At 64.4% G+C, this 25,927-nt stretch carries 24 protein-coding genes; 10 read left to right on the plus strand and 14 right to left on the minus strand.

Annotated features, from left to right (window positions below):
* Nucleotides 1–72 precede the first annotated feature (72 nt).
* On the plus strand, nucleotides 73–1,656 hold the full coding sequence (locus LDJ84_RS09030) for an ArnT family glycosyltransferase (RefSeq protein ID WP_226046235.1): 1,584 nt from the start codon (nucleotides 73–75) through the stop codon (nucleotides 1,654–1,656).
* Here LDJ84_RS09030 and LDJ84_RS09035 read toward each other — a convergent pair.
* Genes LDJ84_RS09035 through rimO form a run of 3 tightly spaced genes read right to left on the minus strand, consistent with a single transcriptional unit; the run spans nucleotide 1,604 to nucleotide 3,817 of the window.
* Entirely contained in the window at nucleotides 1,604–1,972 is a 369-nt protein-coding gene (locus tag LDJ84_RS09035; protein ID WP_084358888.1) for a DUF2784 domain-containing protein, read from the minus strand. The genes LDJ84_RS09030 and LDJ84_RS09035 overlap by 53 nt on opposite strands.
* A 7-nt stretch (nucleotides 1,973–1,979) precedes the next feature.
* Nucleotides 1,980–2,441 (minus strand): DUF1456 family protein, encoded by a 462-nt coding sequence (locus tag LDJ84_RS09040; RefSeq protein ID WP_024765281.1) that lies wholly within the window; start codon nucleotides 2,439–2,441, stop codon nucleotides 1,980–1,982.
* Between the two features lie 53 nt (nucleotides 2,442–2,494).
* Nucleotides 2,495–3,817 carry a 30S ribosomal protein S12 methylthiotransferase RimO gene (gene rimO, locus LDJ84_RS09045; protein WP_170859918.1) on the minus strand — a complete coding sequence of 441 codons (1,323 nt, stop codon included), beginning with the start codon at nucleotides 3,815–3,817 and terminating at the stop codon, nucleotides 2,495–2,497.
* Between the two features lie 244 nt (nucleotides 3,818–4,061).
* Between rimO and LDJ84_RS09050 the strand changes: the two genes are divergently transcribed.
* Nucleotides 4,062–5,966 (plus strand): potassium transporter Kup, encoded by a 1,905-nt coding sequence (locus LDJ84_RS09050; protein ID WP_024765279.1) that lies wholly within the window; start codon nucleotides 4,062–4,064, stop codon nucleotides 5,964–5,966.
* Between the two features lie 68 nt (nucleotides 5,967–6,034).
* On the opposite strand, the gene aceK is transcribed toward LDJ84_RS09050, so the two are convergent.
* Entirely contained in the window at nucleotides 6,035–7,771 is a 1,737-nt protein-coding gene (gene aceK / locus LDJ84_RS09055; protein WP_226046236.1) for a bifunctional isocitrate dehydrogenase kinase/phosphatase, read from the minus strand.
* Between the two features lie 141 nt (nucleotides 7,772–7,912).
* On the opposite strand from aceK, the gene LDJ84_RS09060 reads away from it, so the two are divergent.
* Together LDJ84_RS09060 and LDJ84_RS09065 are read left to right on the plus strand one after the other, a co-directional pair.
* Nucleotides 7,913–8,410, plus strand: a complete 498-nt coding sequence (locus tag LDJ84_RS09060; protein ID WP_226046237.1) for a GNAT family N-acetyltransferase — start codon at nucleotides 7,913–7,915, stop codon at nucleotides 8,408–8,410.
* An 84-nt stretch (nucleotides 8,411–8,494) separates the two neighbouring features.
* Entirely contained in the window at nucleotides 8,495–9,400 is a 906-nt protein-coding gene (locus tag LDJ84_RS09065) for a DMT family transporter (protein ID WP_226046238.1), read from the plus strand.
* Between the two features lie 101 nt (nucleotides 9,401–9,501).
* On the opposite strand, the gene LDJ84_RS09070 is transcribed toward LDJ84_RS09065, so the two are convergent.
* The 5 genes from LDJ84_RS09070 to LDJ84_RS09090 all read right to left on the minus strand — a co-directional run bounded on the left by LDJ84_RS09070 (nucleotide 9,502) and on the right by LDJ84_RS09090 (nucleotide 13,818).
* Nucleotides 9,502–10,407: a DMT family transporter gene (locus LDJ84_RS09070; protein WP_037009640.1), complete on the minus strand. Its 906-nt coding sequence runs from the start codon at nucleotides 10,405–10,407 to the stop codon at nucleotides 9,502–9,504.
* 441 nt (nucleotides 10,408–10,848) lie between these two features.
* Entirely contained in the window at nucleotides 10,849–11,943 is a 1,095-nt protein-coding gene (locus LDJ84_RS09075) for a polyamine ABC transporter substrate-binding protein (protein WP_024765275.1), read from the minus strand.
* 211 nt (nucleotides 11,944–12,154) lie between these two features.
* Complete coding sequence (cysK, locus tag LDJ84_RS09080; protein ID WP_226046239.1) at nucleotides 12,155–13,129, minus strand: cysteine synthase A; 975 nt, start codon at nucleotides 13,127–13,129, stop codon at nucleotides 12,155–12,157.
* Nucleotides 13,130–13,209: 80 nt separating this feature from the next.
* Nucleotides 13,210–13,410: a helix-turn-helix transcriptional regulator gene (locus tag LDJ84_RS09085; RefSeq protein WP_226046240.1), complete on the minus strand. Its 201-nt coding sequence runs from the start codon at nucleotides 13,408–13,410 to the stop codon at nucleotides 13,210–13,212.
* Nucleotides 13,411–13,428: 18 nt separating this feature from the next.
* A complete protein-coding gene (locus tag LDJ84_RS09090; RefSeq protein ID WP_054908188.1) occupies nucleotides 13,429–13,818 on the minus strand; it encodes a hypothetical protein in 390 nt (129 codons plus the stop codon).
* Nucleotides 13,819–14,049: 231 nt separating this feature from the next.
* On the opposite strand from LDJ84_RS09090, the gene LDJ84_RS09095 reads away from it, so the two are divergent.
* The 3 genes from LDJ84_RS09095 (at nucleotide 14,050) to LDJ84_RS09105 (ending at nucleotide 17,465) form a co-directional block, all read left to right on the plus strand.
* Nucleotides 14,050–14,895, plus strand: a complete 846-nt coding sequence (locus LDJ84_RS09095) for an AAA family ATPase (protein ID WP_015476360.1) — start codon at nucleotides 14,050–14,052, stop codon at nucleotides 14,893–14,895.
* A 144-nt stretch (nucleotides 14,896–15,039) separates the two neighbouring features.
* Entirely contained in the window at nucleotides 15,040–16,221 is a 1,182-nt protein-coding gene (locus tag LDJ84_RS09100; RefSeq protein ID WP_226046241.1) for a vWA domain-containing protein, read from the plus strand.
* A 224-nt stretch (nucleotides 16,222–16,445) separates the two neighbouring features.
* On the plus strand, nucleotides 16,446–17,465 hold the full coding sequence (locus LDJ84_RS09105; protein WP_024765271.1) for an AraC family transcriptional regulator: 1,020 nt from the start codon (nucleotides 16,446–16,448) through the stop codon (nucleotides 17,463–17,465).
* 24 nt (nucleotides 17,466–17,489) lie between these two features.
* Here the strand turns inward: LDJ84_RS09105 and LDJ84_RS09110 are convergent, their stop codons facing one another.
* Complete coding sequence (locus LDJ84_RS09110; protein ID WP_226046242.1) at nucleotides 17,490–18,056, minus strand: hypothetical protein; 567 nt, start codon at nucleotides 18,054–18,056, stop codon at nucleotides 17,490–17,492.
* Complete coding sequence (locus LDJ84_RS09115) at nucleotides 18,043–18,579, minus strand: hypothetical protein (RefSeq protein WP_226046243.1); 537 nt, start codon at nucleotides 18,577–18,579, stop codon at nucleotides 18,043–18,045. The genes LDJ84_RS09110 and LDJ84_RS09115 overlap by 14 nt, the downstream gene beginning before the upstream one ends.
* A 24-nt stretch (nucleotides 18,580–18,603) precedes the next feature.
* On the opposite strand from LDJ84_RS09115, the gene LDJ84_RS09120 reads away from it, so the two are divergent.
* The gene (locus tag LDJ84_RS09120; RefSeq protein ID WP_024765270.1) at nucleotides 18,604–18,819 is read left to right on the plus strand and encodes a DUF3079 domain-containing protein; all 216 of its coding nucleotides are present in this window, start codon (nucleotides 18,604–18,606) and stop codon (nucleotides 18,817–18,819) included.
* Between the two features lie 75 nt (nucleotides 18,820–18,894).
* Here LDJ84_RS09120 and LDJ84_RS09125 read toward each other — a convergent pair whose 3' ends face one another.
* The 3 genes from LDJ84_RS09125 to LDJ84_RS09135 form a co-directional block, all read right to left on the minus strand.
* On the minus strand, nucleotides 18,895–19,461 hold the full coding sequence (locus tag LDJ84_RS09125; RefSeq protein ID WP_170859919.1) for a hypothetical protein: 567 nt from the start codon (nucleotides 19,459–19,461) through the stop codon (nucleotides 18,895–18,897).
* A gap of 132 nt (nucleotides 19,462–19,593) precedes the next feature.
* On the minus strand, nucleotides 19,594–20,640 hold the full coding sequence (locus LDJ84_RS09130) for a class I SAM-dependent methyltransferase (protein ID WP_024765268.1): 1,047 nt from the start codon (nucleotides 20,638–20,640) through the stop codon (nucleotides 19,594–19,596).
* Between the two features lie 199 nt (nucleotides 20,641–20,839).
* Nucleotides 20,840–23,299, minus strand: coding sequence for a DUF3772 domain-containing protein (locus LDJ84_RS09135; RefSeq protein WP_170859921.1), 2,460 nt, complete (start codon nucleotides 23,297–23,299; stop codon nucleotides 20,840–20,842).
* 251 nt (nucleotides 23,300–23,550) lie between these two features.
* Between LDJ84_RS09135 and LDJ84_RS09140 the strand changes: the two genes are divergently transcribed.
* The gene (locus LDJ84_RS09140; protein ID WP_024765266.1) at nucleotides 23,551–24,591 is read left to right on the plus strand and encodes a histone deacetylase family protein; all 1,041 of its coding nucleotides are present in this window, start codon (nucleotides 23,551–23,553) and stop codon (nucleotides 24,589–24,591) included.
* A gap of 104 nt (nucleotides 24,592–24,695) precedes the next feature.
* Entirely contained in the window at nucleotides 24,696–25,793 is a 1,098-nt protein-coding gene (locus LDJ84_RS09145) for an extracellular solute-binding protein (protein WP_038803404.1), read from the plus strand.
* Nucleotides 25,794–25,927: the final 134 nt, after the last annotated feature.

Genomic DNA, 25,927 nt, shown 5'->3' on the forward strand with positions numbered 1-25,927 from the left:
CATTTTCTTAACCTGCGCATAACCTTCGTTGCCCTAGTGTCCGCCGCACATTCGGTTGGTCGGGGCCAGGTGATGCAGGGTTGGAGCAAGGATCGGAAGGCATTGGCGCTGCTATTGGGCGTCTCGGCGCTGCTGTTGCTGTTCGGGTTGGGCTGGCGCGAGGTCTGGGGCCCGGAAGTGCGCTGGGCGGATATCTCGTTGCAGATGCTGCAGTCAGGCGACTACTTCGATCCCTACCTGCGTGGGGCGCCGTACTACGACAAACCATTGCTGTCCTACTGGCTGATCACCGCGCCGGCCAGCCTGTTCGGTCTCAACCATTGGACGCTGCGCCTCAGCACCGTGCTGGCCGGGCTGGGCAGCATCTGGCTCACCTGGTGGCTGGGCGAACGCCTGCTGCGCAAGGGCACCGGACTGCTGGCCGGCTGGCTGCTGGGGACCACTTTCTACTTCCTGTTCTGGGCGCGGGTGGCGACGGCGGACATGCTCACGGTGTTCGGCGTGCTGGCGGCGCTGGCCTGGTACTGGCGTGACCCGGAGGACACGCGATTCAGGAGCTACCTGGGCTTCTTCCTGATCCTCTCGCTGACGTCGCTGTGCAAGGGGCTGATCGGTTTCGTCCTGCCGGGGCTGGTGCTGCTGCCGCATCTGCTCAGCGCCGGGCGCTGGCGCCGGCACCTGAACCTGCGGTTGCTGGTGGCGCTGGTAGTGGCCGGTGGCGTGTATGCGATTCCCTTCGTGCTGTCGCACTTCTACGGCCAGCCCAGCTACGGCGAGAGCGGGCTGGCGCTGGTATTCCGCGAGAACGTGGTGCGCTTCTTCCAGCCCTTCGACCACGAGGGGCCGATTTACACCTACCTGCTCTATCTGCCGGCCTACACGCTGCCCTGGGCGCCGTTGTGGATACTCGGCTTGTGGTTCGCCGTGCGCCGCTGGAAGCAGTTGGAGCCCAATGCGCGCTGGCTGGTCTGGGCGCTGGTATTGCTGTTCGCATTTTTCACCGCCAGCGGTGGCCGGCGCAGTTACTACGTGCTTCCGCTGGTGCCGTTCGCGCAACTGTTGGGTGCGTGGTGGGTGATCGAGTGGCGGCAGGAACGCAAGCTGGCCGGGCTGGGGCGTGCCTGGCCGCGGGCGGTCGGCGCCGCAGCGGTGGTAATGCTGCTGGTGGTGGGCGTGGCGTACCCATGGAGCAATGCTGGCGGCGGGGTTCCGCTGTTCGCCAGGGAGGTGCGTGCCGCGGCGGAGCAGACGGCGCCCTGGTCGCAGTGGCGGGTACTGGTCCTCGGTGACGACGACGCGCGCCTGCCGATCTATCTGCAGAAGCATGGCGAACGGCAGGCCCATCCCTTCCTCTATATCCATTCCGATTATCCGCAGGGCGACAGCGCCGCGTTGTTCGCCTGGCTGCGCCAGCGCACCGGCGAGGACTGGGACCCGTCGCGCACCCTGATCGTTTCCCAGGTGACCCATGAAGGTACGCAGCCGCTGAACTGGCTGACGGCGGATCACCGGCTGATCGAGTCCGGGCTCAACAATGGCCAGCGCCTGGGGCACGCGAAGAACAAGGAGGCGAGCCTGGCCTATCTGCCGATGGACAAGCCGCTCAGCGCGAACGCAGCAGCCGGCGCAGCAGAAGCAGGTAAGGCGGCAGATTGACTGCGGCCACGATGAGGCCGAGGACGACCTGGGTTGCCTCGGTCAGGCCGGCGGGGTAGATCAGCGGGATCAGGTAATGCTCGATGAAGCCGCCGCTGTAGCCCTGGCCGCCGGCCAGGGCGCGGAAGTGATTCTCCAGCGGCGTGAGCGGGCAATAGAGGTGGAGGAATTCCACCGCCATGCCCCAGACCGCCGCCGGTACGTGCAGCCACGCCAGGCGCGGCCAGCGCAGCACCAGCAGGCCGCCGAGCAGCGCGAAGAGGATGAAGCCCAGATGGAACAGGACAACGGCGTCGGCGGCCAGGCGATAGAGCATGTCGATCTCAGCGCTGCTGGCGCTGCGTCAGGCCCTTGAGGAAGTTGCGCAGCAACTGGTCGCCGCAGGGTCGGTAGTTGTTGTGGCCGGGTTTGCGGAACAGCGCGCCCAGTTCTGTCTTGGTGACGATGAAGCTGACGCTGTCGAGGATCGCGAGGATATCGTCGTCGCGCAGTTCGAAGGCCACGCGCAGTTTCTTCAGGGTGATGTTGTTGGTCAGCGGCAGTTCCACCGGCGGCAGCGGGCGCGATTCGTCGCGGCCACGGCGATGCACGATCAGGCCGTCGAGGAAGTGCGCCAGCACGCGGTCGCTGCAGGGCTTGAACTCCGGCTCGTCGTCGCGGGCGAGGAAGGCGCCGACATCCTCGGTGCTGAGGTTGAAGCCGGCCAGCGCGGTGATCTCGGCGACCTGCGCATCGCGGATGTCCAGCAGGTAGCGCAGGCTGCGCAGTACGTCGTTGTTGGTCATGGGCTTTCCAATAGCAGAAATGAAAAGCCCCGCATCAGCGGGGCTTTTGCGGATCAGACCAGTTCGGCCCAGAGGTCGTACTCGTCGGCGTCGGTGATGCGCACGCGCACCTTGTCGCCCGGCTTCACATCGAAGCTGTCGATGTACACGGCGCCGTCGATTTCCGGGGCGTCGGCGTAGGAGCGGCCGACCGCGCCTTCGTCATCCACTTCGTCGATCAGCACGTCGATTTCCTTGCCGATCTTCAACTGCAGGCGTGCGGCGGAAATGGCCTGCTGGTGTGCCATGAAGCGCTCCCAACGGTCCTGCTTGACGTCATCGGGGACGACTTCCAGGCCCAGATCGTTGGCCGGGGCGCCTTCCACCGGGGAGTACTGGAAGCAGCCGACGCGGTCGAGCTGGGCTTCGGTCAGCCAGTCGAGCAGGTACTGGAAGTCGTCCTCGGTCTCGCCGGGGAAGCCGACGATGAAGGTGGAGCGGATGGTCAGCTCGGGGCAGATCTCGCGCCACTTCTTGATGCGCGCCAGGGTCTTGTCCTCGAAGGCGGGGCGCTTCATGGACTTGAGCACTCTCGGGCTGGCGTGCTGGAAGGGGATGTCCAGGTAGGGCAGCAGCTTGCCCTCGGCCATCAGCGGGATCACGTCGTCGACGTTGGGGTACGGATAGACGTAGTGCAGGCGCACCCACACACCCATCGAGGAGAGCGCCTGGCACAGCTCCAGCATGCGGGTCTTCACCGGCTGGCCATCCCAGAAGTCCATCTTGTACTTCAGGTCCACACCGTAGGCGCTGGTGTCCTGGGAGATCACCAGCAGTTCCTTCACACCGGCTTTCACCAGGCGCTGGGCTTCGCTGAGCACGTCGCCCACCGGGCGGCTGACCAGCTTGCCGCGCATCGACGGGATGATGCAGAAGCTGCAGCTGTGGTTGCAGCCTTCGGAAATCTTCAGGTAGGCGTAGTGGCGCGGGGTCAGCTTGATGCCCTGCGGTGGCACCAGGTCGATCAGCGGGTTGTGCTCGGCCTTGGGCGGAATCACCTCGTGGACGGCATTGACCACCTGCTCGTACTGCTGCGGGCCGGTCACGGCCAGCACGCTGGGGTGCACGTCACGAATGCTGTCTTCAGCCACGCCCATGCAACCGGTGACGATCACCTTGCCGTTCTCGGCGATGGCTTCGCCGATGGCGTCCAGGGATTCGGCCTTGGCGCTGTCGATGAAGCCGCAGGTGTTCACCACCACCACGTCCGCGTCCTGGTAGGTGGGGACGATTTCGTACCCTTCCATGCGCAGTTGGGTGAGGATACGTTCGGAGTCGACAGTCGCTTTCGGGCATCCGAGCGAGACGAATCCTACTTTGGGTGTGGCGGTGGACATGTGCGGCTAACCTCGAAGGGCGCGCTGGCGGCGCCTCTGATCAAAAAGTGCGCAATTCTAGCGGCGTCCCGCGCACTTGACCAGCCTCTCTGGGACAAGCTGTCGCACGCCGCCGGACAACCCCTTGCGCCCGGTAATTCCGGGCAACAGGCTCTATAGTCAATCAGAACCTTCGAACCCGGCTCTTGCATCGACGAATGGGTCGGAGCAGGATGCGCCGAATTTTTTTGAGGAATTTTGTTACATGTCCGATGCAAGCGCCGGCACCGTTGAGCATGAACAGCCCCACTCGAGCTCCGCGATCGGCCTGATGGTCGGTGCTGTGGGCGTGTGCTATGGCGATATCGGTACCAGCCCGCTGTACACCCTGAAGGAAGTCTTCGTGGGCGGTTATGGTGTGCAGGCCAACCACGACGGCGTGCTGGGCGTGCTGTCGCTGATCTTCTGGTCGCTGATCTGGGTGGTGTCGATCAAGTACGTGATCTTCGTCCTACGCGCCGACAACCAGGGCGAGGGCGGGGTAATGGCGCTGTCGGCTCTGGCCCGTCGCGCCGCTACCGGGCGCCACAAGTTGCAGGCGATGGTGGTGATCGCCGGGCTGATCGGCGCGGCGCTGTTCTATGGCGACAGCATGATCACTCCGGCGATTTCGGTGCTTTCCGCGATCGAGGGCCTGGAAATCGCCTTCGACGGGCTGGAGCACTGGGTCGTGCCGCTTTCGCTGATCGTGCTGGTCGGCCTGTTCCTCATCCAGAAGCACGGTACCGCGCGCATCGGCATCCTCTTCGGCCCGGTGATGGTGGCCTGGTTCCTTGCGCTGGCGGCGCTGGGTATCTATGGCGTGGCGCAGCAACCGGAAGTGCTGAAGGCAATGAGTCCGGGTTGGGCGCTCAACTTCTTCATTTCGCATCCGGGCATCGGCGTGGCGATCCTCGGTGCCACCGTGCTGGCGCTGACCGGCGCCGAGGCGTTGTACGCTGACATGGGCCACTTCGGCCGCAAGCCCATCGCCCGTGCCTGGTTCGCCCTGGTGCTGCCGGCGTTGGTGCTCAACTATTTCGGCCAGGGCGCGACCATCCTGGTCAACGCCGAAGCCGCGCGTAACCCCTTCTACCTGACGGCGCCAAGCTGGGCGCTGGTGCCCCTGGTGGCGCTGTCCACCGCGGCCACGGTGATTGCGTCGCAGGCCGTGATCTCCGGCGCCTTCTCCCTGACCCGTCAGGCCATCCAGCTCGGCTACGTGCCGCGCATGGTGATCCAGCACACCTCCAGCCACGAGCAGGGGCAGATCTACATCGGCATGGTGAACTGGGCACTGATGGTCGGCGTGGTGCTGCTGGTGCTGGGCTTCGAGTCCTCCGCCGCGCTGGCCTCGGCGTACGGCGTCGCGGTGACCGGCACCATGCTGATGACCACGCTGCTGATGGGCGTGGTGATCTGGCTGATGTGGAAGTGGCCGCTGTGGCTGGCGATTCCGTTCTTCCTGATGATGCTGCTCGTCGACACCTTGTTCTTCGCCGCGAACCTGCCCAAGGTCGTCCAGGGTGGTGCCTTCCCGGTGGTCGCCGGTATCGGCCTGTTCATCCTGATGACCACCTGGAAGCGCGGCCGCCAACTGCTGGTGGACCGTCTCGACGAAGGCTCGCTGCCGCTGCCGTTGTTCATCTCCAGCATCCGCTCGCAGCCGCCGCACCGCGTGCAGGGCACTGCGGTGTTCCTCACCGCGCGCACTGACGCCGTGCCTCACGCGCTGTTGCACAACCTCCTGCACAACCAGGTGCTGCACGAGCAGGTCGTCCTGCTCACCGTGGTCAACGAAGACAGCCCGCGGGTTGCCCCGGACCGTCGCTTCGAGGTGGACGCCTACGGCGAGGGCTTCTTCCGCGTGGTGCTGCACTTCGGCTTCATCGAGGACCCGGACATCCCGCAGGCGCTCAAGCTGTGCCACCTCAACGAGCTGGACTTCAGCCCGATGCGCACCACCTACTTCCTCAGCCGCGAGACGGTGATCCCGTCCAAGCTGATCGGCATGGCGCGCTGGCGCGAGGCACTGTTCGCCTTCCTGCTGAAGAACGCCAACGGCAACCTGCGTTACTTCAACCTGCCGCTGAACCGAGTGATCGAACTGGGGACGCAGGTGGAAATCTGAGTGCACGCCGCCCATGAAAAACGCGCCGATTGGCGCGTTTTTCCTGTTGGCCGGGGCAGCGAGCGGGATCAGCGCGTCAGCGCTTCCTCCGGTGATTCATGGCGGCGGTAGGGGAACACATCGATCACCTTCCCTGCGCGAATCTGCTCCTGTAATCCCTTCCAGTAGTCGGCATCGAACAGGTTGCCGTGCAGCTTGGCGAATTGCCGGCGCAGCTTCAGGTCGACGAACAGGAAGCGCGGGAACTCCTCGGGGAACACGTCCATCGGCCCCACCGAGTACCAGGGCTCGGAGGACAGCTCGTCTTCCTCGTAGCGCGCCGGCGGGATGTGGCGGAAGTGCACCTCGGTCAGGTAGCTGATCTCGTCGTAGTCGTAGAACACCACACGGCCGTGGCGGGTGACGCCGAAGTTCTTCAGCAGCATGTCGCCGGGGAAGATATTAGCCGCCGCCAGTTGCTTGATCGCCAGCCCGTAGTCGTACAGCGCCTCGTGCACCTGGGCCTCGGTGGCCTGTTCCAGATACAGGTTCAGCGGGGTCATGCGGCGCTCCGTCCAGCAATGGCGGATCAGCACCACATCGCCTTCCAGCACCACGGTGGAGGGCGCCACGTCCAGCAGCTCGGCCAGGCAGTCGGGTTCGAACTTGCTCACCGGGAAGCGGAAGTCGGCGAACTGCTGGGTGTCGGCCAGGCGGCCGACGCGGTCGTGGTTCTTCACCAACTGGTACTTCTGGATCACCGTGGCGTGGTCCACGGTCTTGGCCGGGTTGAAGTTGTCCTTGATGATCTTGAACACCGTGTTGAAGCCCGGCAGCGTGAACACGCTCATCACCATGCCGCGCACACCGGGGGCCATGACGAAGCGGTCGTCGGTGGCCGCCAGGTGGTTGATCAGCGCGCGGTAGAACTCGCTCTTGCCCTGCTTGTAGAAGCCGATGGAGGTGTACAGCTCGGCGATGTGCTTGCCCGGCAGCAGGCGCTTGAGAAAGGCGACCATTTCTGCCGGCACCGGCGCGTCGACCATGAAGTAGGAGCGGGTGAAGGAGAAGATGATCGAGACCTCGGCCTCGTCGGTGATCACGGTGTCGAACTGGATGCCGCGCCCTTCGTGGTGCACCAGCGGGAACACCAGCGGCCATTGCTCTTCGGGAGTGAACAGGCGGCCCACCAGGTAGGCGCCCTTGTTGCGGTAGAACACCGAACCGATCAGCTCGATGGTCAGGGTCGGGTCCTTGCACACCCAGTCCGGCAGGTTGGCGTGCAGCAGGTGGTCCATACGCTCCAGGTCGCGCTCGCGGTCGTCGTAGTCCACGGCGAACCGGTAGTCGTCGAAGATGCGCTCCAGCGCCTGGCGCAGCTTGCCGCCGGGGCGGTATAGGCGCGTGTGCGGATCACGGGAGTGGGCACGCAGCGCGGGCCGGGTGGTGTGGACGAACATCGTGCCGTCGCTGATGTTGTCGTGGCTGAACAGGCCGCAGAAGATCGAGTTGAACCAGGTTTCCGCCAGCTCGTCGTCCAGCCGCGGGTCGATCAGGGTGATGTAGGCGCTCTTGGCGATGGGCCAGCGCTCCACGTCCACCAGGTCGATGCCGGCCATGGTGCGGGTCAGGCGCTCGACGGTCTCGGCGACCTTTTCCTCGTACAGGTTGATGCGCTCGGCCGAGGCCTGCTGCGCTTCCTGCCAATGTGCCTGTTCGAAGCGCGCCGGCGCGCCGGCGGTGATCCGGTGGAACTGCGCGCGGTAGTCGTCGAAGCCTTCGAGGATCAGGGTCGCGATCTCGGTCGCCGGCCAGTGCTGAGCCATGGGAGCGCCTCTGCAGAGTTCTTGTGCAGCGAGCTTAGCCATGGGGGCGGAGGAGGGGAAGGGAGATTTCCTACCGCCGGCCGTGCGCTGACTTGCCGTATGCTGAACGACCCATTCCCCCAGGCAAGGAGCCGACAAGCGATGGATGACTTTCACATCGAACGCTGCACGGAGCAGCATATCAGTGGCCTGTGTACCCTCTACAACGATCCTGCCGTGGCCCGCCAGGTGCTGCAGATGCCGTACCAGGCGCCGGACCTGTGGCGCAAGCGGCTGGTGCTGGATGACGAGCGCCGGGTAACGCTGATGGCGATGCACCAGGTCCAGGTGATCGGCAGCGCGAGCATCGAACAGTTCCCGCGCGTGCGGCGCAGCCATTGCGGCAGCATCGGCATGGGCGTCGCGGTTGCCTGGCAGGGCCGCGGCGTCGGCACGCGGCTGCTGGCCGAGTTGCTGGAGGTTGCGGACAACTGGATGGCCCTGCGCCGCGTCGAGCTGACTGTCTACACCGATAACGCTCCGGCCATCGCGCTGTACCGCAAGTTCGGTTTCGAAGTGGAGGGGCAATTGCGCGAGTACGCCATTCGCGACGGCATCTACGCCGACGTGCTGAGCATGGCGCGCCTTCGGGGCAGTTGACCGTGGACTTTGAAAGTCAGCTGTGGATGGATGTGATTTTCCACCGGCGTAGTCTGGTGGCTTACCTGCCCTGGAGCTGCCTTGATGAGTCCCGCCGCCCTGCTGAACCTGCTCGCCCTGGCCGCCATCTGGGGTGCCAGCTTTCTGTTCATGCGCCAGCTGGTGCCGGCCATCGGGGTGATGCCGACGGCCTTCTTCCGCGTCTTTCTGTCCGCCGTCGGGTTGGTGGTGATCCTGCTGGCGATGCGCACGCGCTGGGACTTTCGCGGCAAGCTCGGGCGCATCCTGCTCATCGGCGTGATCAGCTCGGGCATCCCGGTACTGATGTACAGCCTGGCGGCGCAGTTCCTGCCGGCCGGCTACTCGGCGATCTTCAACGCCACTACGCCGCTGATGGGGGTGCTGATCGGCTCGCTGCTCTTCGGCGAGGCGCTGACTGGCGCCAAGTCGCTGGGTGTGCTGCTGGGGTTGGCGGGCGTAGCGGTGCTGACCCGTGCCGGCCCGGCTCCCTTCGATGCCGGCTTGCTCTGGGGCGCTGCCGCCTGCCTGGTGGCGACCACCTGCTACGGCTTCGCCGGCTTCATCACCAAGCGCTGGATCAACGACCAGGGCGGGCTGGATTTCGGCGTTTCTGCCCTTGGCAGCCAGACCGGCGCGACGCTGTGCCTGCTGCCGTTCTTCCTCGGCACCAGCCTGGACATGCCGCTGGCGCCGCTGCTGGAACCGAAAGTCCTGCTGGCCCTGGCCGGGTTGGGTTTTCTCTGCACGTCCTTCGCCTACGTCCTGTACTTCCGCCTGCTGGCCAGCATCGGCCCGCTGAAGACCATGACGGTGACTTTCCTGATTCCGCCCTTCGGCGTGTTCTGGGGCGTGCTGCTGCTGGACGAGTCGCTGTCCTGGGCGCACCTGCAGGGTGGCGTGCTGATCGCCGCGGCGCTGTGGCTGGTGCTGCGGCCGGCGCCGGTGGCGAAGGTGGAAGCAGCGCGGTGAGAGCTACGGATATCCCTGATAGTTTGTGCTGGCGGGTTTCCCTCTCCCAGCCCTCTCCCTGAAGGGAGAGGGCTGGGAGAGGGAGCAGGCTCCACGGTGGACTACCCGTTATCCACCGCTTGTGCGTTTCCAGCGCCCCGCGCCGGAGCCGTCTTGCGAAACACCAGCATCAACCCCACCACGATCAGCCCCATGCCCAGTAGGCCGAGGGCGGACAGGCGATTGCCGAACACCGCGTAATCCATCAGCGCCGTCACCGCCGGCACCAGATAGAACAGGCTGGTGACGTTGACCAGATTTCCCGCCGCGATCATCCGGTACAGCAGCACGGTGGCCAGCACCGAGACCATCAGCCCCATCCACAGCGCGCTGAGGATGAATGCGGCATTCCATTCCACGTGTAGCGGCTGGAAGGGCGCGACGGCAACGCAGAGCATCAGTCCGGCGATGTACTGCAAGGGCAGGGTGCCCAGCGGGTTCTCGCGGATGTTCTTCTGCAGGATCGAGCCGCCGGTGATCGACAGCAGCGCCAGCAGGCAGCAGGCCAGACCGGCAAACGTAAGCCCCGAGAGCCCGATGCTCTGGTAAACCACCATCACCAGCCCGACCAACCCCAGCGCCAGGCCGCCCAGGCGCAGCGCCGAGTGTCGACGTTCGAGCAGGAAGCTGGTCAGCATCGGCTGCACACCCAGCACCGTGGCGATGACGCCGGGGGTGACGTGCAGGTCCAGCGCCATCAGGTAGAAGATCGGGTAGATGCCCAGCATCACCAGGCCGGTGAGCACGGCGTGGCGCACTTGCTTGCGCTCGCGCGGCCAGCGCAGGCCGATCAGCGGGGAAATGGCCAGCAGCGCCACCAGTGCGGTGCCGAAGCGAGCGATCAGAAACACCATCGGCGAGGCATGGGCCAGGCCCCACTTGCTGATGATGGCGGCGCTGCTCCACAGCAGCACGAACAGGGAAGTACTGGCCAGGGTGGCCAGGGACGAACGGTTGAACGAAATCATGCAATGCACCTGTCGTCAGGCAGATCACGACCGGCCTGCGTAGGGCCGGACACATACCGGGGCCGCGTCAGTGAGGCGCGGAAAACCAGGCGATGGAAAACGCGGGTGGCGTCAGACGCTCACGCCGGGTGGCGGGTAGGCCGCACCGGGAGGCGGAGGCGACGCGACAGCGACGACAGGAGGGGGCGGAGGGCAGGCCGCGCCCGCACCCGCGCCGCATGCCGGGGAGGCTGCAGCGATGATTGCCGGATCGGGCAACGGGTATCGGGACATGGAAGGCGAACCTGTTCAGTGGTGCAGCAACGGCGCTGCGTGGGCTGACTATAGCGGGCGTTGCGCGAGTAGGCGAGCCCTGTGCGAGTCGCGCGGCAATCTGCGATTCCTGCGACGAAAAACGACAACGCGCGGTCGGAGCCGCGCGTTGTCAGGCAAGGGTGACGCTTACTTGCCGGTCTTGATGGTGTTCCAGGTGCGGGTACGTACGCGGTCGATCTTCATCGGCATGGATTCGAGGGCGAACAGCTTGGCCATCTTGTCCTGCGGCGGGTAGATCGCCGGGTCCGCCTTGATCGCCTTGTCCACCAGCGGGTCGGCAGCCAGGTTGCCGTTGGCGTAGTGCACGTAGTTGCTCACGCCGGCCATCACTTCGGGGCGCAGCAGGTAGTTCATGAAGGCGTAGGCGGCTTTCTCATCCGGCGCGTCGTTCGGCATGGCGACCATGTCGAACCACAGCGGCGAGCCTTCCTTCGGGGTGGAGTACTGGATTTCCACGCCGTTCTTGGCTTCCTTGGCACGGGTGGCGGCCTGCAGAATGTCGCCGGAGAAGCCGACGGCCACGCAGATTTCGCCGTTGGCCAGGTCGCTGACGTACTTGGAGGAGTGGAAGTAGCGGATGTACGGACGCACCTTGAGCAGCGCTTCCTCGGCCTTCTTGTAGTCATCCAGCTTCTGACTGTGATGCGGCAGGCCCAGGTAGTTCAGGGTGATCGGCAGCAGTTCCGGACCGTTATCCAGCACCGCTACGCCGCACTTGGCCAGCTTTTCCATGTATTCGGGCTTGAAGAAGATGTCCCAGGAATCGATCGGCGCGTTGTCGCCCAGCACTTCCTTGATCTTCGCCGGGTTGTAGCCGATGCCGGTAGTGCCCCACAGGTAGGGGAAGCCGTGCTCGTTGCCCGGGTCGTTCACTTCCAGCGCCTTCATCAGCACCGGGTTGAGGTTCTTCCAGTTCGGCAGCTGGCTCTTGTCCAGCTTCTTCAGCGCGCCGGCCTGGATCTGCTTGGCCATGAAGTGGTTCGACGGCACCACGATGTCGTAACCGGATTTGCCGGTCATCAGCTTGCCATCGAGGGTTTCGTTGCTGTCGTAGACGTCGTAAGTCGCCTGGATGCCGGTTTCCTTGGTGAAGGTCGGCACGGTGTCCGGGGCGATGTAGTCGGACCAGTTGTAGATCTTGACGCTGTCGGCCTGGGCGGCGCCGGCGGAGACAGCGAGGGAGAGTGCAAGGGTGGAGAGCAACGGGGCGGAAATTTTCATTCTTGTGTTCCTGACAACGGTGCGGAAAGCCCGGGCCATCCGCGAAAGATGGGCGACGCTTCGTCGCGGGCTGGGCAAGAATTAACCATTTTGCCGGAACATGGCGAGAGGCCATGGCTGCCTGCGGGTCCGCAGACAGCGCATGTGGCCCGAGCCGTACCGAGTCGGCACGGCAGGCAGGAGACCGCCCCGCAGAGGGGCGGAATAGAGCTTACTGGACCAGTTCCTGGTCCTCGAACAGGCCGTCGAACAGCATACTGGAGAGGTAGCGTTCGCCGGAGTCCGGCAGCACCACGACAATGGTCTTGCCCTGCATGTTCGGTTCTTCGGCCAGCTTCACCGCGGCGGCCATTGCGGCACCGCTGGAGATGCCGCAGAGGATGCCTTCTTCCTGCATCAGGCGCAGGGCCATGTTCTTGGCGTCTTCGTCGGCGATGGTGGCAACGCGGTCGACGAGGGACAGGTCGAGGTTCTTCGGCACGAAACCGGCACCGATGCCCTGGATCTTGTGCGGGCTGGGCTTGACCTCTTCGCCGGCCAGGGTCTGGCTGATCACCGGCGAGCCGATAGGCTCCACGGCCACCGAGAGGATCGGCTTGCCCCTGGTGTTCTTGATGTAGCGCGACACGCCGGTGAGGGTGCCGCCGGTGCCGACGCCGGCCACCAGCACGTCCACCGCGCCGTCGGTGTCGTTCCAGATTTCCGGGCCGGTGGTCTTCTCGTGGATCGCCGGGTTCGCCGGGTTGTCGAACTGCGCCGGCATGAAGTACTTCGCCGGGTCGCTGGCGAGGATTTCCTCGGCCTTGGCGATGGCGCCCTTCATGCCCTTGGCCGGCTCGGTCAGCACCAGCTCGGCGCCCAGGGCCTTGAGCACCTTGCGGCGCTCCAGGCTCATCGAGGCGGGCATGGTGAGGATCATCTTGTAGCCGCGGGCGGCGGCGACGAAGGCCAGGCCGATGCCGGTGTTGCCGGAGGTCGGCTCGACGATGGTCATGCCCGGCTTCAGGCGGCCGCTGGATTCGGCGTCCCAGATCATGTTGGCACCGATACGGCACTTCACCGAGTAACCGGGGTTGCGGCCTTCGATCTTGGCCAGGATGGTGACGCCGCGCGGGGCGATGCGGTTGATCTGGACCAGCGGCGTATTGCCGATGGACTGCGCGTTGTCGGCGTAGATGCGGCTCATGATGCGTTCCTTAGGTTGGAGCTGTGCAGACCCAGCAGCCTATGCCCGGCGGGCTTCGTAGTCCAGTCGGGGCGCCCGGCTCAGTCGGGCTGCGCGTCGCTGAAGATGGCCTCGATGGGCAGCTTGAAAACCCGGGCTATACGAAAGGCCAGCGGCAGGCTGGGGTCGAACTTGCCACTCTCGATGGCGATCACGCTCTGCCGCGAAACCCCCAGTTGCGTGGCGAGGTCCTGCTGGCTCCAGCCGTGCTCGGCGCGCAGTTCCTTGAGGCGATTGTGCATGGCCGCTCCTCAGCTTCTTCAGACGAAACGGCGGCGCAGCAGTACCACGGCGACGCCGTAGGCAGCCCAGAACAGCGGGAAGGCGAGGATTACCGGGAAGCGCGGCCAGGCGGCGTACTGTTCGAGGAAGCCCCAGGCGCTGAACAGCCCGACCACCACGCCGCCGGCCAGCATCGCCGCGCGGGACAACAGGAATCGCAGGAATTCGTCCGGCTCGCTGCGCAGGTAGCGGTCGAACACGTAGAGCATCGCCAGCAGCGGCAACGCCGGAGAGGCGGCGGCCAGGACGCGCAGGGCATATGGCAGCTTCTGCAGGTCCAGCCCCCAGCTGATCAGCGCCACCAGGGCGGAGTAGATGAACATGAGGGCGGCACAGGACAGGGTGTAGCGGCGCAGGGCGGGATTCATCGCGGTCTCCTTGTGATGTAAAGTGAACTTAACATCGAGAATTCTGCGATGTAAAGTAAACTTGTCATCTGCAGGTCAATCGCGATCAGTCATCCCCTGACCCGCCATTCAATGACTGAATGCCGCGTCTGCGTTCACACTCGCCTTGGGTGCGCGGTATAGTCGCAGCTTGTCCGACCACTCGCCCGGCCCGGCAGAACGCCCGGCCCGCTATCGTTCGAGGATTCACCGATGAAGTTCGAAGGCACCCAGTCCTACGTCGCCACCGACGACCTCAAGCTGGCGGTCAACGCCGCCATCACCCTGCAGCGCCCGCTGCTGGTGAAAGGCGAGCCGGGTACCGGCAAGACCATGCTCGCCGAGCAGCTGGCGGAATCCTTCGGCGCCAAGCTGATCACCTGGCACATCAAGTCCACCACCAAGGCCCACCAGGGCCTCTACGAGTACGACGCGGTCAGCCGCCTGCGCGACTCGCAGCTGGGCGTGGACAAGGTCCACGACGTGCGCAACTACATCAAGAAGGGCAAGCTCTGGGAGGCCTTCGAGGCCGAAGAGCGCGTGATCCTGCTGATCGACGAGATCGACAAGGCCGACATCGAGTTCCCCAACGACCTGTTGCAGGAACTCGACAAGATGGAGTTCTTCGTTTACGAGACCAACGAGACCATCAAGGCCAAACAGCGCCCGATCATCATCATCACGTCCAACAACGAGAAGGAACTGCCGGACGCCTTCCTGCGCCGCTGCTTCTTCCACTACATCGCCTTCCCCGACCGCGAGACCCTGCAGAAGATCGTCGACGTGCACTACCCGAAGATCAGCGGCACGCTGGTCAGCGAGGCGCTGGACATCTTCTTCGACGTGCGCAAGGTGCCCGGCCTGAAGAAAAAGCCCTCCACCTCCGAACTGGTGGACTGGCTGAAGCTGCTGATGGCCGACAACATCGGCGAAGCCGTGCTGCGCGAGCGCGATCCCACCAAGGCCATCCCGCCGCTGGCCGGCGCCCTGGTGAAGAACGAGCAGGACGTTCAATTGCTTGAGCGTCTTGCCTTCATGAGCCGCCGCGCGAGTCGCTGAGGCTCTTACTCCCTCTCCCTTCAGGGATAGGGCCGGGGAGAGGGAAATGGCCCCGTGGCGTGCTTGCCCTCTCTCTAACCCTGGCTACGCGCCCCGCTCCGAAGGGAGAGGGGACCGTTACTTGCGATTTCCGAGGGCATCTCCATGCTGCTCAACCTGTTCAACGAAATGCGTGCGGCCAAGGTGCCGGTGTCGGTGCGCGAGCTGCTCGACCTGATCGATGCGCTCAAGCACCGCGTCGTGTTCGCCGACATGGACGAGTTCTACTACCTCGCCCGCACCATCATGGTGAAGGACGAGCGCCATTTCGATAAGTTCGACCGGGCCTTCGGCGCCTACTTCAAGGGCCTGGAAAAGCTCGACGACCACCTCAAGGCGCTGATCCCCGAAGAGTGGCTGCGCAAGGAATTCGAGCGCCTGCTGACCGACGAGGAGCGTGCGCAGATCCAGTCCCTGGGTGGCCTGGACAAGCTGATCGAGGAGTTCAAGAAGCGCCTGGAAGAGCAGAAGGAACGCCACGCCGGCGGCAACAAGTGGATCGGTACCGGCGGCACCAGCCCGTTCGGCTCCGGTGGCTTCAACCCCGAGGGCATCCGCGTCGGCGACGCCGGCAAGCGCCAGGGCAAGGCGGCCAAGGTCTGGGACCAGCGCGAGTACAAGAACCTCGACGACCAGGTTGAGCTGGGCACGCGCAACATCAAGATCGCCCTGCGCCGCCTGCGCAAGTTCGCCCGTGAGGGCGCGGCGGAAGAGCTGGACATCGACGGCACCATCGACCACACCGCCAAGGACGCCGGCCTGCTCAACATCCAGATGCGCCCGGAGCGCCGCAACACCGTGAAGCTCCTGCTGCTTCTGGATATCGGCGGTTCGATGGACGCCCACGTGAAGGTCTGCGAGGAACTGTTCTCGGCCTGTAAGACTGAGTTCAAGCACCTCGAGTACTTCTACTTCCACAACTTCATCTACGAGTCGGTGTGGAAAAACAACCTGCGCCGTACCAGCGAACGCACCGCCACCTTCGACCTGCTGCACAAGTACGGACCGGACTACAAGGTGGTGTTCGTCGGCGACGCCGCCATGGCGCCCTACGAGATCACCCAGGCCGGCGGCAGCGTCGAGCACTGGAACGAGGAGGCTGGCTACGTCTGGATGCAGCGCTTCATGGAGAAGTACAAGAAGCTCATCTGGATCAACCCGTACCCGAAGGACACCTGGAACTACACCGCCTCCACCGGTCTCGTGCGCGAGTTGGTGAAGGAGCAGATGTTCCCGCTGACCCTGAGCGGTCTGGAAGAGGGCATGCGCTTCCTCTCCCGTGGTTGAATTCTGCCGCGGTTGAGCTCCGGAACGGTGCGCCCGCACCGTTCCGATGTCCGCAAAGGTAACCCTGCCGCGAGGCTCGAAACTTCCGCATCGCGTCCGAGACCCCGTAAGATGGGGATCGATCCGGCCACGCTGGGTGGCCGGCACGCAACTTGCCTGCTCCTGACCTGCCCCCGTGCTGGTAACACTGACGGGGGCGCCGTAGCGTCTACGATGGGCATCGAATGAATCCTCTGACCTTCTCCCGCTCCACCTGGCTCAACTCCCTGCACATGACGTCGCTGACCGTCGCGCTGATGGAGTCCGAGGGGCACAGCCGCGAGTCCATCCTCGAGGGCAGCGGCATCACCGGCGACGACCTGCTCGACTTGCGTCGGCTGGTCAGCCCCTGGCAGGAACAGCAGGTCTTCAGCAATGTGCAGAATCTCGCCGGCGAGCCCGCACTCGGCCTGCGCCTGGGCGTGCGCACGCGGATCACTGCCTATGGCCTGCTCGGCTATGCGCTGATCTCTGCGCCGACCCTGGGCGAGGCGCTGCGCATCGGCCTGAGCTACCCCGTGTTGCTGGGCACCTACTTCCACCTGGCGCTGGAAGTGGATGGCGACATGGCCTGGCTGGTCGCCACCGGCTATGGCGAGGAAGAAGCGATGCGTCCGTTCAACACCGAGTTGTGCCTGGGTTCGCTGAAAGTGGCCTGTGCCGACCTGCTCGGCCAGCCGTTGCCACTGGTGCGCGCAGAGTTCGACTACGAAGGTCCGGTCGATCGCCGCGCGGCCTACGCCACGTTGTTTGGCTGCCAGTTGGGTTTCAACTGCTCGCGCAGCGCCATCGGTTTCCCTGCCAGTTGGCTGGACATGCGCCTGCCTCTGGCGGATGCCGTGACGCACCGTGAGATGCTGGAGCAGTGCCGACGCCAGAACATCGACCTGGCAGCCCGCCGCGCCTGGCTGGACAAGGTCCGCGCAATACTCGGCGAACGACTGCAGGAGCCGCCGGGCCTGGAAGAACTGGCGCGCCGCCTCAACTGCTCCTCGCGCAGCCTGCGCCGCCACCTGCAGCAACAGCAGACCAGCTACCAGCAATTGCTCGACGAATTACGCTTCGCCCGTGCCAAGGAACTGCTGCAGGACGGCGACATGCCGATCTACCGCATCGCCGAGGAGCTCGGCTTCAGCGAAACCGCCAGCCTGCGCCACGCCTTCCAGCGCTGGAGCGGCCAGCCGCCGAGCCACTTCCGTGCGTAAGGTTGGCGTGGGGCACCGCCTGAATCAGGCGCTGGTGCTCCAACTGAACAACACGAAGTGAGTGGATGTTTCGTAGAAAATCTCTCTTTCATTCCAGTGAGAGAAAATACCTAGCGCCGAAGTCGTGCTGCTTGAAAGAAGATGAAGAGGGAAGTCCTCTGTTTTGACTGTATCGATGTAGATGCCACCCTGGGCTGGTCTCGATCTGTCGCGTAGAGCTAAATGCCGAATTATCGCGTTGGATGTATCTCTGATCTCGGCCAGCGCGCTAGCCGATGAGATTTCCTGGAATTTCAAGTGGTCGCTGCTTTTCAGTAGCCAATGATCGATGATCAGGTCGACGTTCTTCTCGGTGGTTTCGTCCAGCTCCCACTCTTCGTAGAAATGTAACTCGATACTGAGTAGCGCGACCAATGCTTGTGCTGGTTCAAGTTTTTTGGCTTTGTCGATCAGGAAAAAATTCGCGCTTGCCAAGCACTCATCGCTGCTCACGAGTTCGACTATGTGATATGTCGTCCGCGGAGCTTGGAGCAGCGACCATCGCAACGCCTCACGATTCTCGAACAATCGATTCAGGTTACTTTTCTTCATGAGCTTCTTGGATATCAACGAGCGATAGCACGCCTTCGTATCTGTGGCTATCAGGCGAGTAGGAGAGGAAAGCATTGCTGCTCTTTCGATTCAGCCAGAGGCGGCCGCATGCTTCGCATTCGTAAGCCATGGATACCTCGTCTATATATGGCTGAGCGACAATTTCTTCCACGGCAACACGAAAACTGGGGCGCCAGTTGGATCCGAATCTGTCCTCAATTAATTGATCGATATTTCCGTCCTTTGCTGCGGCAAGCAGATCGACTACCGCATCGCCAATCTTTTCAAGTAGCCGATCCTCGTCTTGGTCTCTGATGACCGTTGCCTTGAACGGTAACTGATCGGATTGATCACGAATGATGTGGCCGCAATGGCAGGCTAGTTTGCTCATTGAAAAGTCCTTTTTCGGTTGTCCGCCCTGATATCTTGGGGCAGATGATGAGTGGAATTCTGCTCCTCTACTAAAACCTTGTCTCAGAACAATGCCGACATATTCTTTTGCCATAGTCTTCAGGGATTCCACAAGGAAACCTCCGAGGGCCTGACCATGGCCAAGAAATTCCCGCTCAACCCGCCGCACCCCGAGCGCATCTGCTGGGGCTGCGACCGTTATTGCCCGGCCACCAACCTGGCCTGTGGCAACGGTGCGGACCGCACCATGCACCCGGCCGAGATGCTCGGCGATGACTGGTATCAATTCGGTGACTGGGGTATCGAGGCGCCGAAAACGATTTCTGCCGTGCAACTGGAGCCTTCCAGCTAGCGCACACCCGCGCCGTTGCGGCGCCGGCCATGAAAAAGCGCGCACTCCCTCCCCGGAATGCGCGCTTTTTCGTCATCAGCCCTTGGCGGGGGTGATGCCGTAGATCTTCTGGAAGCGGGCGATCAGGCCGACCGGCTTCTTTTCTTCCTTCTGCATCAGGTACACCACGCGCTCGCCGTTGGGGCCGCTGGCGATTTCGGTGTGGCGGAAGATCGGTTCGCCCAGGCCGTTCATGTCGACCATGTCGCCGTAGCGCTGGGCTACATAGATCACGCCTTCCTGGCGGATTTCGCCGTAGAAGCCGGCGGCCGGCGGCAGGCTCTGCTTGTAGAACTGGTAGGAGGCGATCTTCTTCGCGTCCTTGTCCTTGTCCTCGGCGCGGACGACCAGGACGACGTTCTGGCCGAACTTGTCCTTCTCGCCCACTTCCCTGGTGTAGGTGGTCTTGCCGGTGACGATGTAGTCGCGGTAGACGGCGGCGTCATCGAACAGGTACAGGGTCTCGTCGGTACGCACCAGGTACCAGTCGTCGTTGTTGGGCGTGGCTTCCTTGCTGGCTACCGGAGCCTGGGCGGCGCAGCCAGCGAGGGCGGCGACGAGCAGAGCGAGGGATGCAGCTTTGTTGGCTTTGTTGTTGAACATCTCGGGGCTTCCTGGGGTTGAAAGCCTGCGAGTTTCAATGGGCCATATAACGGATTGATGACGGGCAAATGACGAATTGTTTCGAAGCTGCAGCGCCCGCTTCACGGGCGCTGCAGGCAATCTCCCGGCGACTCAGGGGCGCGCTTCGAGGATCAGGTTGAACGGTGTTTCGGCTGCCCGGCGGAAGCGGCTGAAACCGGCCTCCTCGAACACTTTGCGCAGGCGCGCTTCGCCTGCCTGGGCGCCGAGCCCCAGGCCGACTTCCTGGGATAGCGAGTTGGGCGTGCAGATAAAGGTGGACGCGGCGTAGAACAGCCGGCCGACCGGGTTCTGGTTGTCGTCCAGGTGATCATTGGCAAAGGGCTCGACCAGCAGCACGGTGCCATCCGCCTTGAGTGCCTGGCGTGCGTGCTGCGCGGCGCCCACCGGGTCGCCCATGTCGTGCAGGCAATCGAAGAAGCAGATCAGGTCGTAGTCGGTGCCGGGGTAATCCTTGGCACTGGCACGCTGGAAGCTGGCGCGACCGGCGACCTCGGCCTGATCCGCGCGCTGGTTGGCCACTTCTATCGAAGGCTGGTGGTAGTCGAAGCCGACGAAATAGGAGGCCGGGAAGGATTGCGCCATGACGATGGTGGAGGCGCCGTGGCCGCAACCGACATCGGCGACCCGCGCGCCATGCTGGAGCTTGTCGACCACATCGTCCAGGGCCGGCAGCCATTCGGCCACCAGGTGCGCGCGGTAGCCAGGGCGGAAAAATTTCTCGGTGCCGGAGAACATGCAGGGGTGGTGATCGCCCCAGGCCAGGGCGCCGTCGCCGCGCATGGCGGCGACCAGCTTGTCCTTGTCGTGGTAGAGCGCGGCGACCACGGAAGCGCCGCCGGCGACGTAGACGGGAGAGTCCTCGATGGCCAGGGCCATCGCCTGCTCTTCGGGCAGGCGGAAGTTGCCGTCCTGGTGCTCCATGTAGCCGGAGGCGGCATGGGCGCTCAGCCATTCGCGCAGCAGGCGGGCATTGCAGCCGCTGCGCTCGGCCAGTTGCGCCGGGCTCAGCCATTGGCCATCGGCCATGGCTTTGTAGAGCCCCAGTTCTTCACCCAGGATGATGTTGGCGAGCATCGCCGCGCCACCCATGTCGGTGACCAGCTTGCCCATGAATTCGTTGAGTCTGGCTTCGTCCATCGCGCGAACTCCCATGCGAAGCCGCGGGCAATCCCAGCGGCAACGGAGAAAGGAAGGCGGCAGGCGGCAAGGCCGGGTGCCGCGCCGGGCGCCGGCCAACGACGGGCACGGGACGCTGCGGGCGCAACGGCAACTCCCGCGCGGGACTGTTGCGCGAAGGCCGGTAGCGCGGCAGCCCTACCGGCGTGACGTTCTCATTCTACGGCGGTGGGTTCGCTGCGGCGGCGTCGCCGACTTGCGGTGCTGTCGCTTCGCCAGAGCGTGGCTCGCGCGCCATTTGCGGCCGCTGCAGGATCAGGTTCTGCGCCACGGTCAGGTTGATTCCGGCCTCGCGCAGCCCACTGAAGATGGTGAACAGCAGGTCGCTCTTGGTGCTGTACACCGCCCGCGGGCTGCTGACGTTGCCCGAGGCGGCCAAGGTCAGGCCGGTGGCGCTGAGGTCCTTGAAGGTCACCGAGGGCGCCGGCGTCTCGACGATGTTCTCGTGCTCGGTGTAGGCCTTGAGCATCAGCTCGCGGACCTTCTGCACATCGGTATCCAAGGGCAGGGTCAGGTTGATGCCGACCACGCCCAGGGCGCTGCCCATGGTCACGTTGCGCACGTTCTGCGAGATGAACTGCGAGTTGGGGACGATGACGGTGGACTGGTCGGACATCTGGATTTCCGTGGCGCGCACGTTGATGCGGCGGATATCGCCCTCCACGCCGCCGGTGAGGCTGACCCAGTCGCCCACCTTCACCGGGCGCTCGGTGAGCAGGATCAGGCCGGAGATGAAGTTCTGCACGATGGCCTGCAGGCCGAAGCCGATACCCACCGACAGGGCGCTGACCACCCAGGTCAGGCTGGTGAGGTTGATGCGCAGCGCCGAGAGCACCAGCAGCACCAGGATGACCATGCCGATGTAGCCCACCAGGGTCACCAGCGAGGCGCGCATGCCCACGTCCATGCTGGTTTCCGGCAGCAGTTCCTCGGCCAGCCAGCGCTTGAGCAGGCGCAGGCCGAACAGCCCGGCGGCCAGCGTGCCCAGGGCGAGCAGGATGTCCTGCGGGACGATGTTCAGGCGGCCCAGGGACTGGCCGCTTTCCACCAGCCGCACCAGGCCCTGGAGCAGCTCGCCGGGGCTGGTGCCGGTGGTGGAGAAGGCGATCAGTATCGTCGACAACACCAGCAGCGTGCGCCCGGCGCCGGTCAGCAGGGTGGCGAACTGCGCCTGGTGGCGCGGGTCGACGCCAAGGTTTTCGGCCAGCCGCGCGCCGATCTTCTGCCTGGGTGACAGCAGCGCTTCGCAGAGGTCGACGAACAGGGTCGTGAGCAGGTAGCCGGTGGCGCAGACGACGCTGGCCCAGAGCAATTTTCCGGCGAGGAAATAGGCCAGCGACAGGTAGCCGGTGACCAGCGCGAGGACGATCAGCAGCACGGTGATCATCATTGCCAGCACGATGATCCCGGCCAACGCGGAGGTCTCGTGCCCTTCGGCTTCGCGGCGGGCCCGGCGGTAGCGGTACAGGGCAATCGAGAAGAGCAGCGCGGTTGCCAGGGCGGTGATGCCGTTCACCGCGACAGTCAATGCCAGGCTGGCACCGCTGGCGCTGTTCAGCCGCTCCTGGGTGCCGAGCACCAGCAGCAGCCAGGCCATCAGCCAGGGGAAGGGGGAGAGCGCGTCGGCCACCGGGTCGGGCAGGTCGGGCAGGCGCCAGGACGGTCGCTGCACGGCGAGCAGGGCGCGCCCCAGGCCGGCAGTGAAAGTGCAGAAGATCACCAGTGTCAGCAGTTGGTCGCCCAGGTTGGCCATACTGCCGTTGAGCTGCTCGTGCCAGTCCAGGCCTTCGCGAATCAGCGCGGCGCCGCCGCCCAGGGTGAGGATGGTGGCCAGGCTGACCGCCACGGCGAGCGCGCTGCGGCGCAGGCGGCCCACCGGAATCCAGCGGATCATCGCCTTGGTCAGCAGCTGCTCCAGCAGGCGCCGGCCGGGGATCCACAGCAGCGCGCCAGCGATCAGGCAGGCGATGAAGGGCCAGCGGTGTTCCGGTTGCCAGGTCAGGGCGAAGGCGTCGCCGATCTGTCCGCGAATCGCTTGCAGTCGGGACAGGTCATCATCGGTGGGACGGATCAGGCTGGACCAGAAGCGCGGGCTCAGCGGTGGCGGGTAGCGCGTGGCGATCTGCGAGTTGAACTGGCTGCGGCGCAGGTTGACGATCTGTGCGGCCAGGTCCTGGGCATTCTTGTCCAGTTGGTTGGCGCGATCCTGCTGCTTCTGCTGCTGCTTCTGATCGGCCAGCAGATCGTTGCGCTGATTGGTGAGGCTGGACGCTTCGTTGGGCGTCATCGGGCCGAGGACCTTGAGCTGGTCTTCGGTGCGCGCCAGTTGCGTGGTGATGTCCGCTGCGCTCTGTTCGGCACGGGCCTGGACGCCCAGCGCCGCCTGGCGCAGGTTGGAGAGCAGGCCGTCGTCGCTGTCGGCGGATACCCGCTGGCGGATCAGTTCGAGACGGTCGCTGAGCTGGTCGAGGCTGGCGTCGTCCGGCAGCTCCGGCAGCTCGATGGTGTCGCCGGCCTGGACGTCGGTCGGCTCGTCGGCCAGCACGGCGCCTGCTCCGGCCAGCGACAAGGTGAGCATCAGCAGCACGCGGCTGCAGGCATGCATGAAGGTTTCCCGCATCTTCCCCCATCCTGTGGTCAAAACGCATGTGGGTGTTCGACCGGTCAGTGGCCGGCACAATTCCCTGGAGCATAGCGTCGTAGTGGCCGGTCCTTGTCCGGCTGGTCCGCATAATCAGTGTATGCAGATGGTTAAGGGTCAGAAATTCTGGCCACATCGATCCCCTTTTGGCCGCTTCCGCTGTTTTGTGCAGCGCAGTCGCTGGGCAGAATTCCCCCACGGACAACAAGAATCCTTCAGAGGGTACTCCCATGCTTACCGTGTACAGCGATGATCACCGCCTGCATTTCGGCCAGTCCGAACTGGTCGACGGCAAACTCCAGCCCTGCTTCGAAATGCCCAGCCGCGCGGACACCGTGCTGGCCCGCGTGAAATCGCAGAACCTGGGCGAGATCATCGAGCCCAAGGACTTCGGCCTGGAGCCGATCCTGCGTGCGCACAACACCCGCTACGTCGAATTCCTCAAGGGCGCCTGGGCGCGCTGGGCGGCCGAAGGCCACACCGGCGACCTGGTTTCCACCACCTTCCCGGGGCGCCGCCTGCTGCGTGACGGTCCGATCCCGACTGCGCTGATGGGCGAAGTGGGACACTACAGCTTCGACACCGAGGCGCCGATCACTGCCGGCACCTGGCAGGCCGTGTACAGCTCGGCCCAGGTCGCGCTGACCGCCCAGGACCACATGCGCCAGGGTGCCAGCACCGCTTTCGCCCTGTGCCGTCCGCCGGGCCACCACGCCGGCAGCGACTTCATGGGCGGCTACTGCTTCCTGAACAACGCCGCCATCGTCAGCCAGGCCTTCCTCGACCAGGGTGCCAAGCGCGTGGCCATCCTCGACGTCGACTATCACCACGGCAACGGCACCCAGGACATCTTCTACCGCCGCAACGATGTGCTGTTCGCCTCGATCCACGGCGACCCGCTGGTGGAGTACCCGTACTTCCTCGGCCACGCCAACGAGCACGGCGAGGGCGCCGGCGAAGGCTACAACCACAACTACCCGTTGCCGCACGGCACCGGCTGGGATGGCTGGTTCGCCGCGCTGGACGATGCGTGCCGCAAGATCGCCGACTACGCGCCGGACGCGGTGGTTGTATCGCTGGGCGTGGATACGTATAAGGACGACCCGATTTCCGAGTTCAAGCTGGACAGCCCGGACTACCTGAAGATGGGCGAGCGCATCGCCGCACTGGGTATCCCGACCCTGTTCATCATGGAAGGGGGCTACGCGGTCGAGGCCATCGGCGTCAACGCGGTGAACGTGCTGCAGGGCTACGAAGGCGCTGCACGCTAAGTAGAGAAGATCGGGCGGATGAATTTCCGCCCGATTGCTTTTTATGGCTCGCGACCCGTCGTTTGTAGTGGTCAGAGTGCGAGCGCATCCAACTGGGGAAGGACATGAACAAGAATACCGCGCTGCGCGGCCTGCTCGCCGCCGCCGCCCTCGTCACCGCCGGTGCCGCCAGCGCCGCGCCGGAAGTGCGCATCTACAACTGGTTCGACTACATCGGCCCGGACACCCTCAAGGGCTTCCAGAGCGAGACCGGTATCAAACCGCAATACGACGTCTACGACAGCAACGAAGTACTGGAAGCCAAGCTGCTGTCCGGCCACTCGGGCTATGACGTGGTCGTACCCAGCGACAGCTTCCTGCCCAACTACCTCAAGGCCGGCGTGTTCCAGCCGTTGGACAAGAGCAAGCTGCCGAACTGGAAGAATCTCAATCCCGCCCTGCTCAAGGTGCTGGAGAGCAAGGACCCGGGCAACCAGTACGTGATGCCCTACATGTGGGGCACCAACGGCATCGCCTACAACGTCGACAAGGTCAAGGCCGTGCTCGGCGACAACGCGCCGGTGGACTCCTGGGACCTGGTGTTCAAGCCGGAGAACCTCGCCAAGCTCAAATCCTGCGGCGTGGCCTTCCTCGACTCGCCCACCGAGGTGATCCCGCAGGTGTTGCATTACCTGGGCCTGTCGCCGAACAGCCACAACCCGGACGACTACAAGAAGGCCGAGGCGCTGCTGGCGCAACTGCGTCCGCACATCACCTACTTCAGCTCTTCGAAGTTCGTCACCGACCTCGCCAACGGCGATGTCTGCGTAGCCCTGGCCTGGTCCGGTGGCGCGATGCAGGCGGCCAATCGCGCCAAGGAAGCCAATAACGGCATCCACATCGAGTACCGCATTCCCAAGGAAGGCGCGGCGGCGTGGTTCGACGTGCTGGCGATTCCGAAGGACTCGAAGAACGTCGAGCAGGCCCACGCCTTCCTCAACTACCTGCTGCGCCCGGAAGTGGTCGCGCCGATCTCCGACTATGTCGCCTACGCCAACCCCAACCAGGCGGCGGACGGGCTGATCTCCAAGGAGCTGCACGACAACCCCAACGTCTACCCGCCGGCGGACGTGCAGGCCAAGCTGTTCTCGGTGGAGATGCTGCCGCCCAAGCTGGAGCGTATCCGCACCCGCACCTGGACCCAGGTGAAATCCGGCAAATAATGTCGCCCACGGCGCTCTGAACAGCGGATTTCCGTTGGCGGCCGGGCGCCGCGAACTGGCATGATCGGCGGACCTTCTTCGAGGAGGTCCGCCGATTTTCATTGGGCTTCCCGTCCCTCCTCAACTGCCGAGCC

The sequence above is a fragment of the Pseudomonas sp. HS-18 genome (genome assembly GCF_020401845.1).
Classification (GTDB): Bacteria; Pseudomonadota; Gammaproteobacteria; order Pseudomonadales; family Pseudomonadaceae; genus Pseudomonas; species Pseudomonas nitroreducens.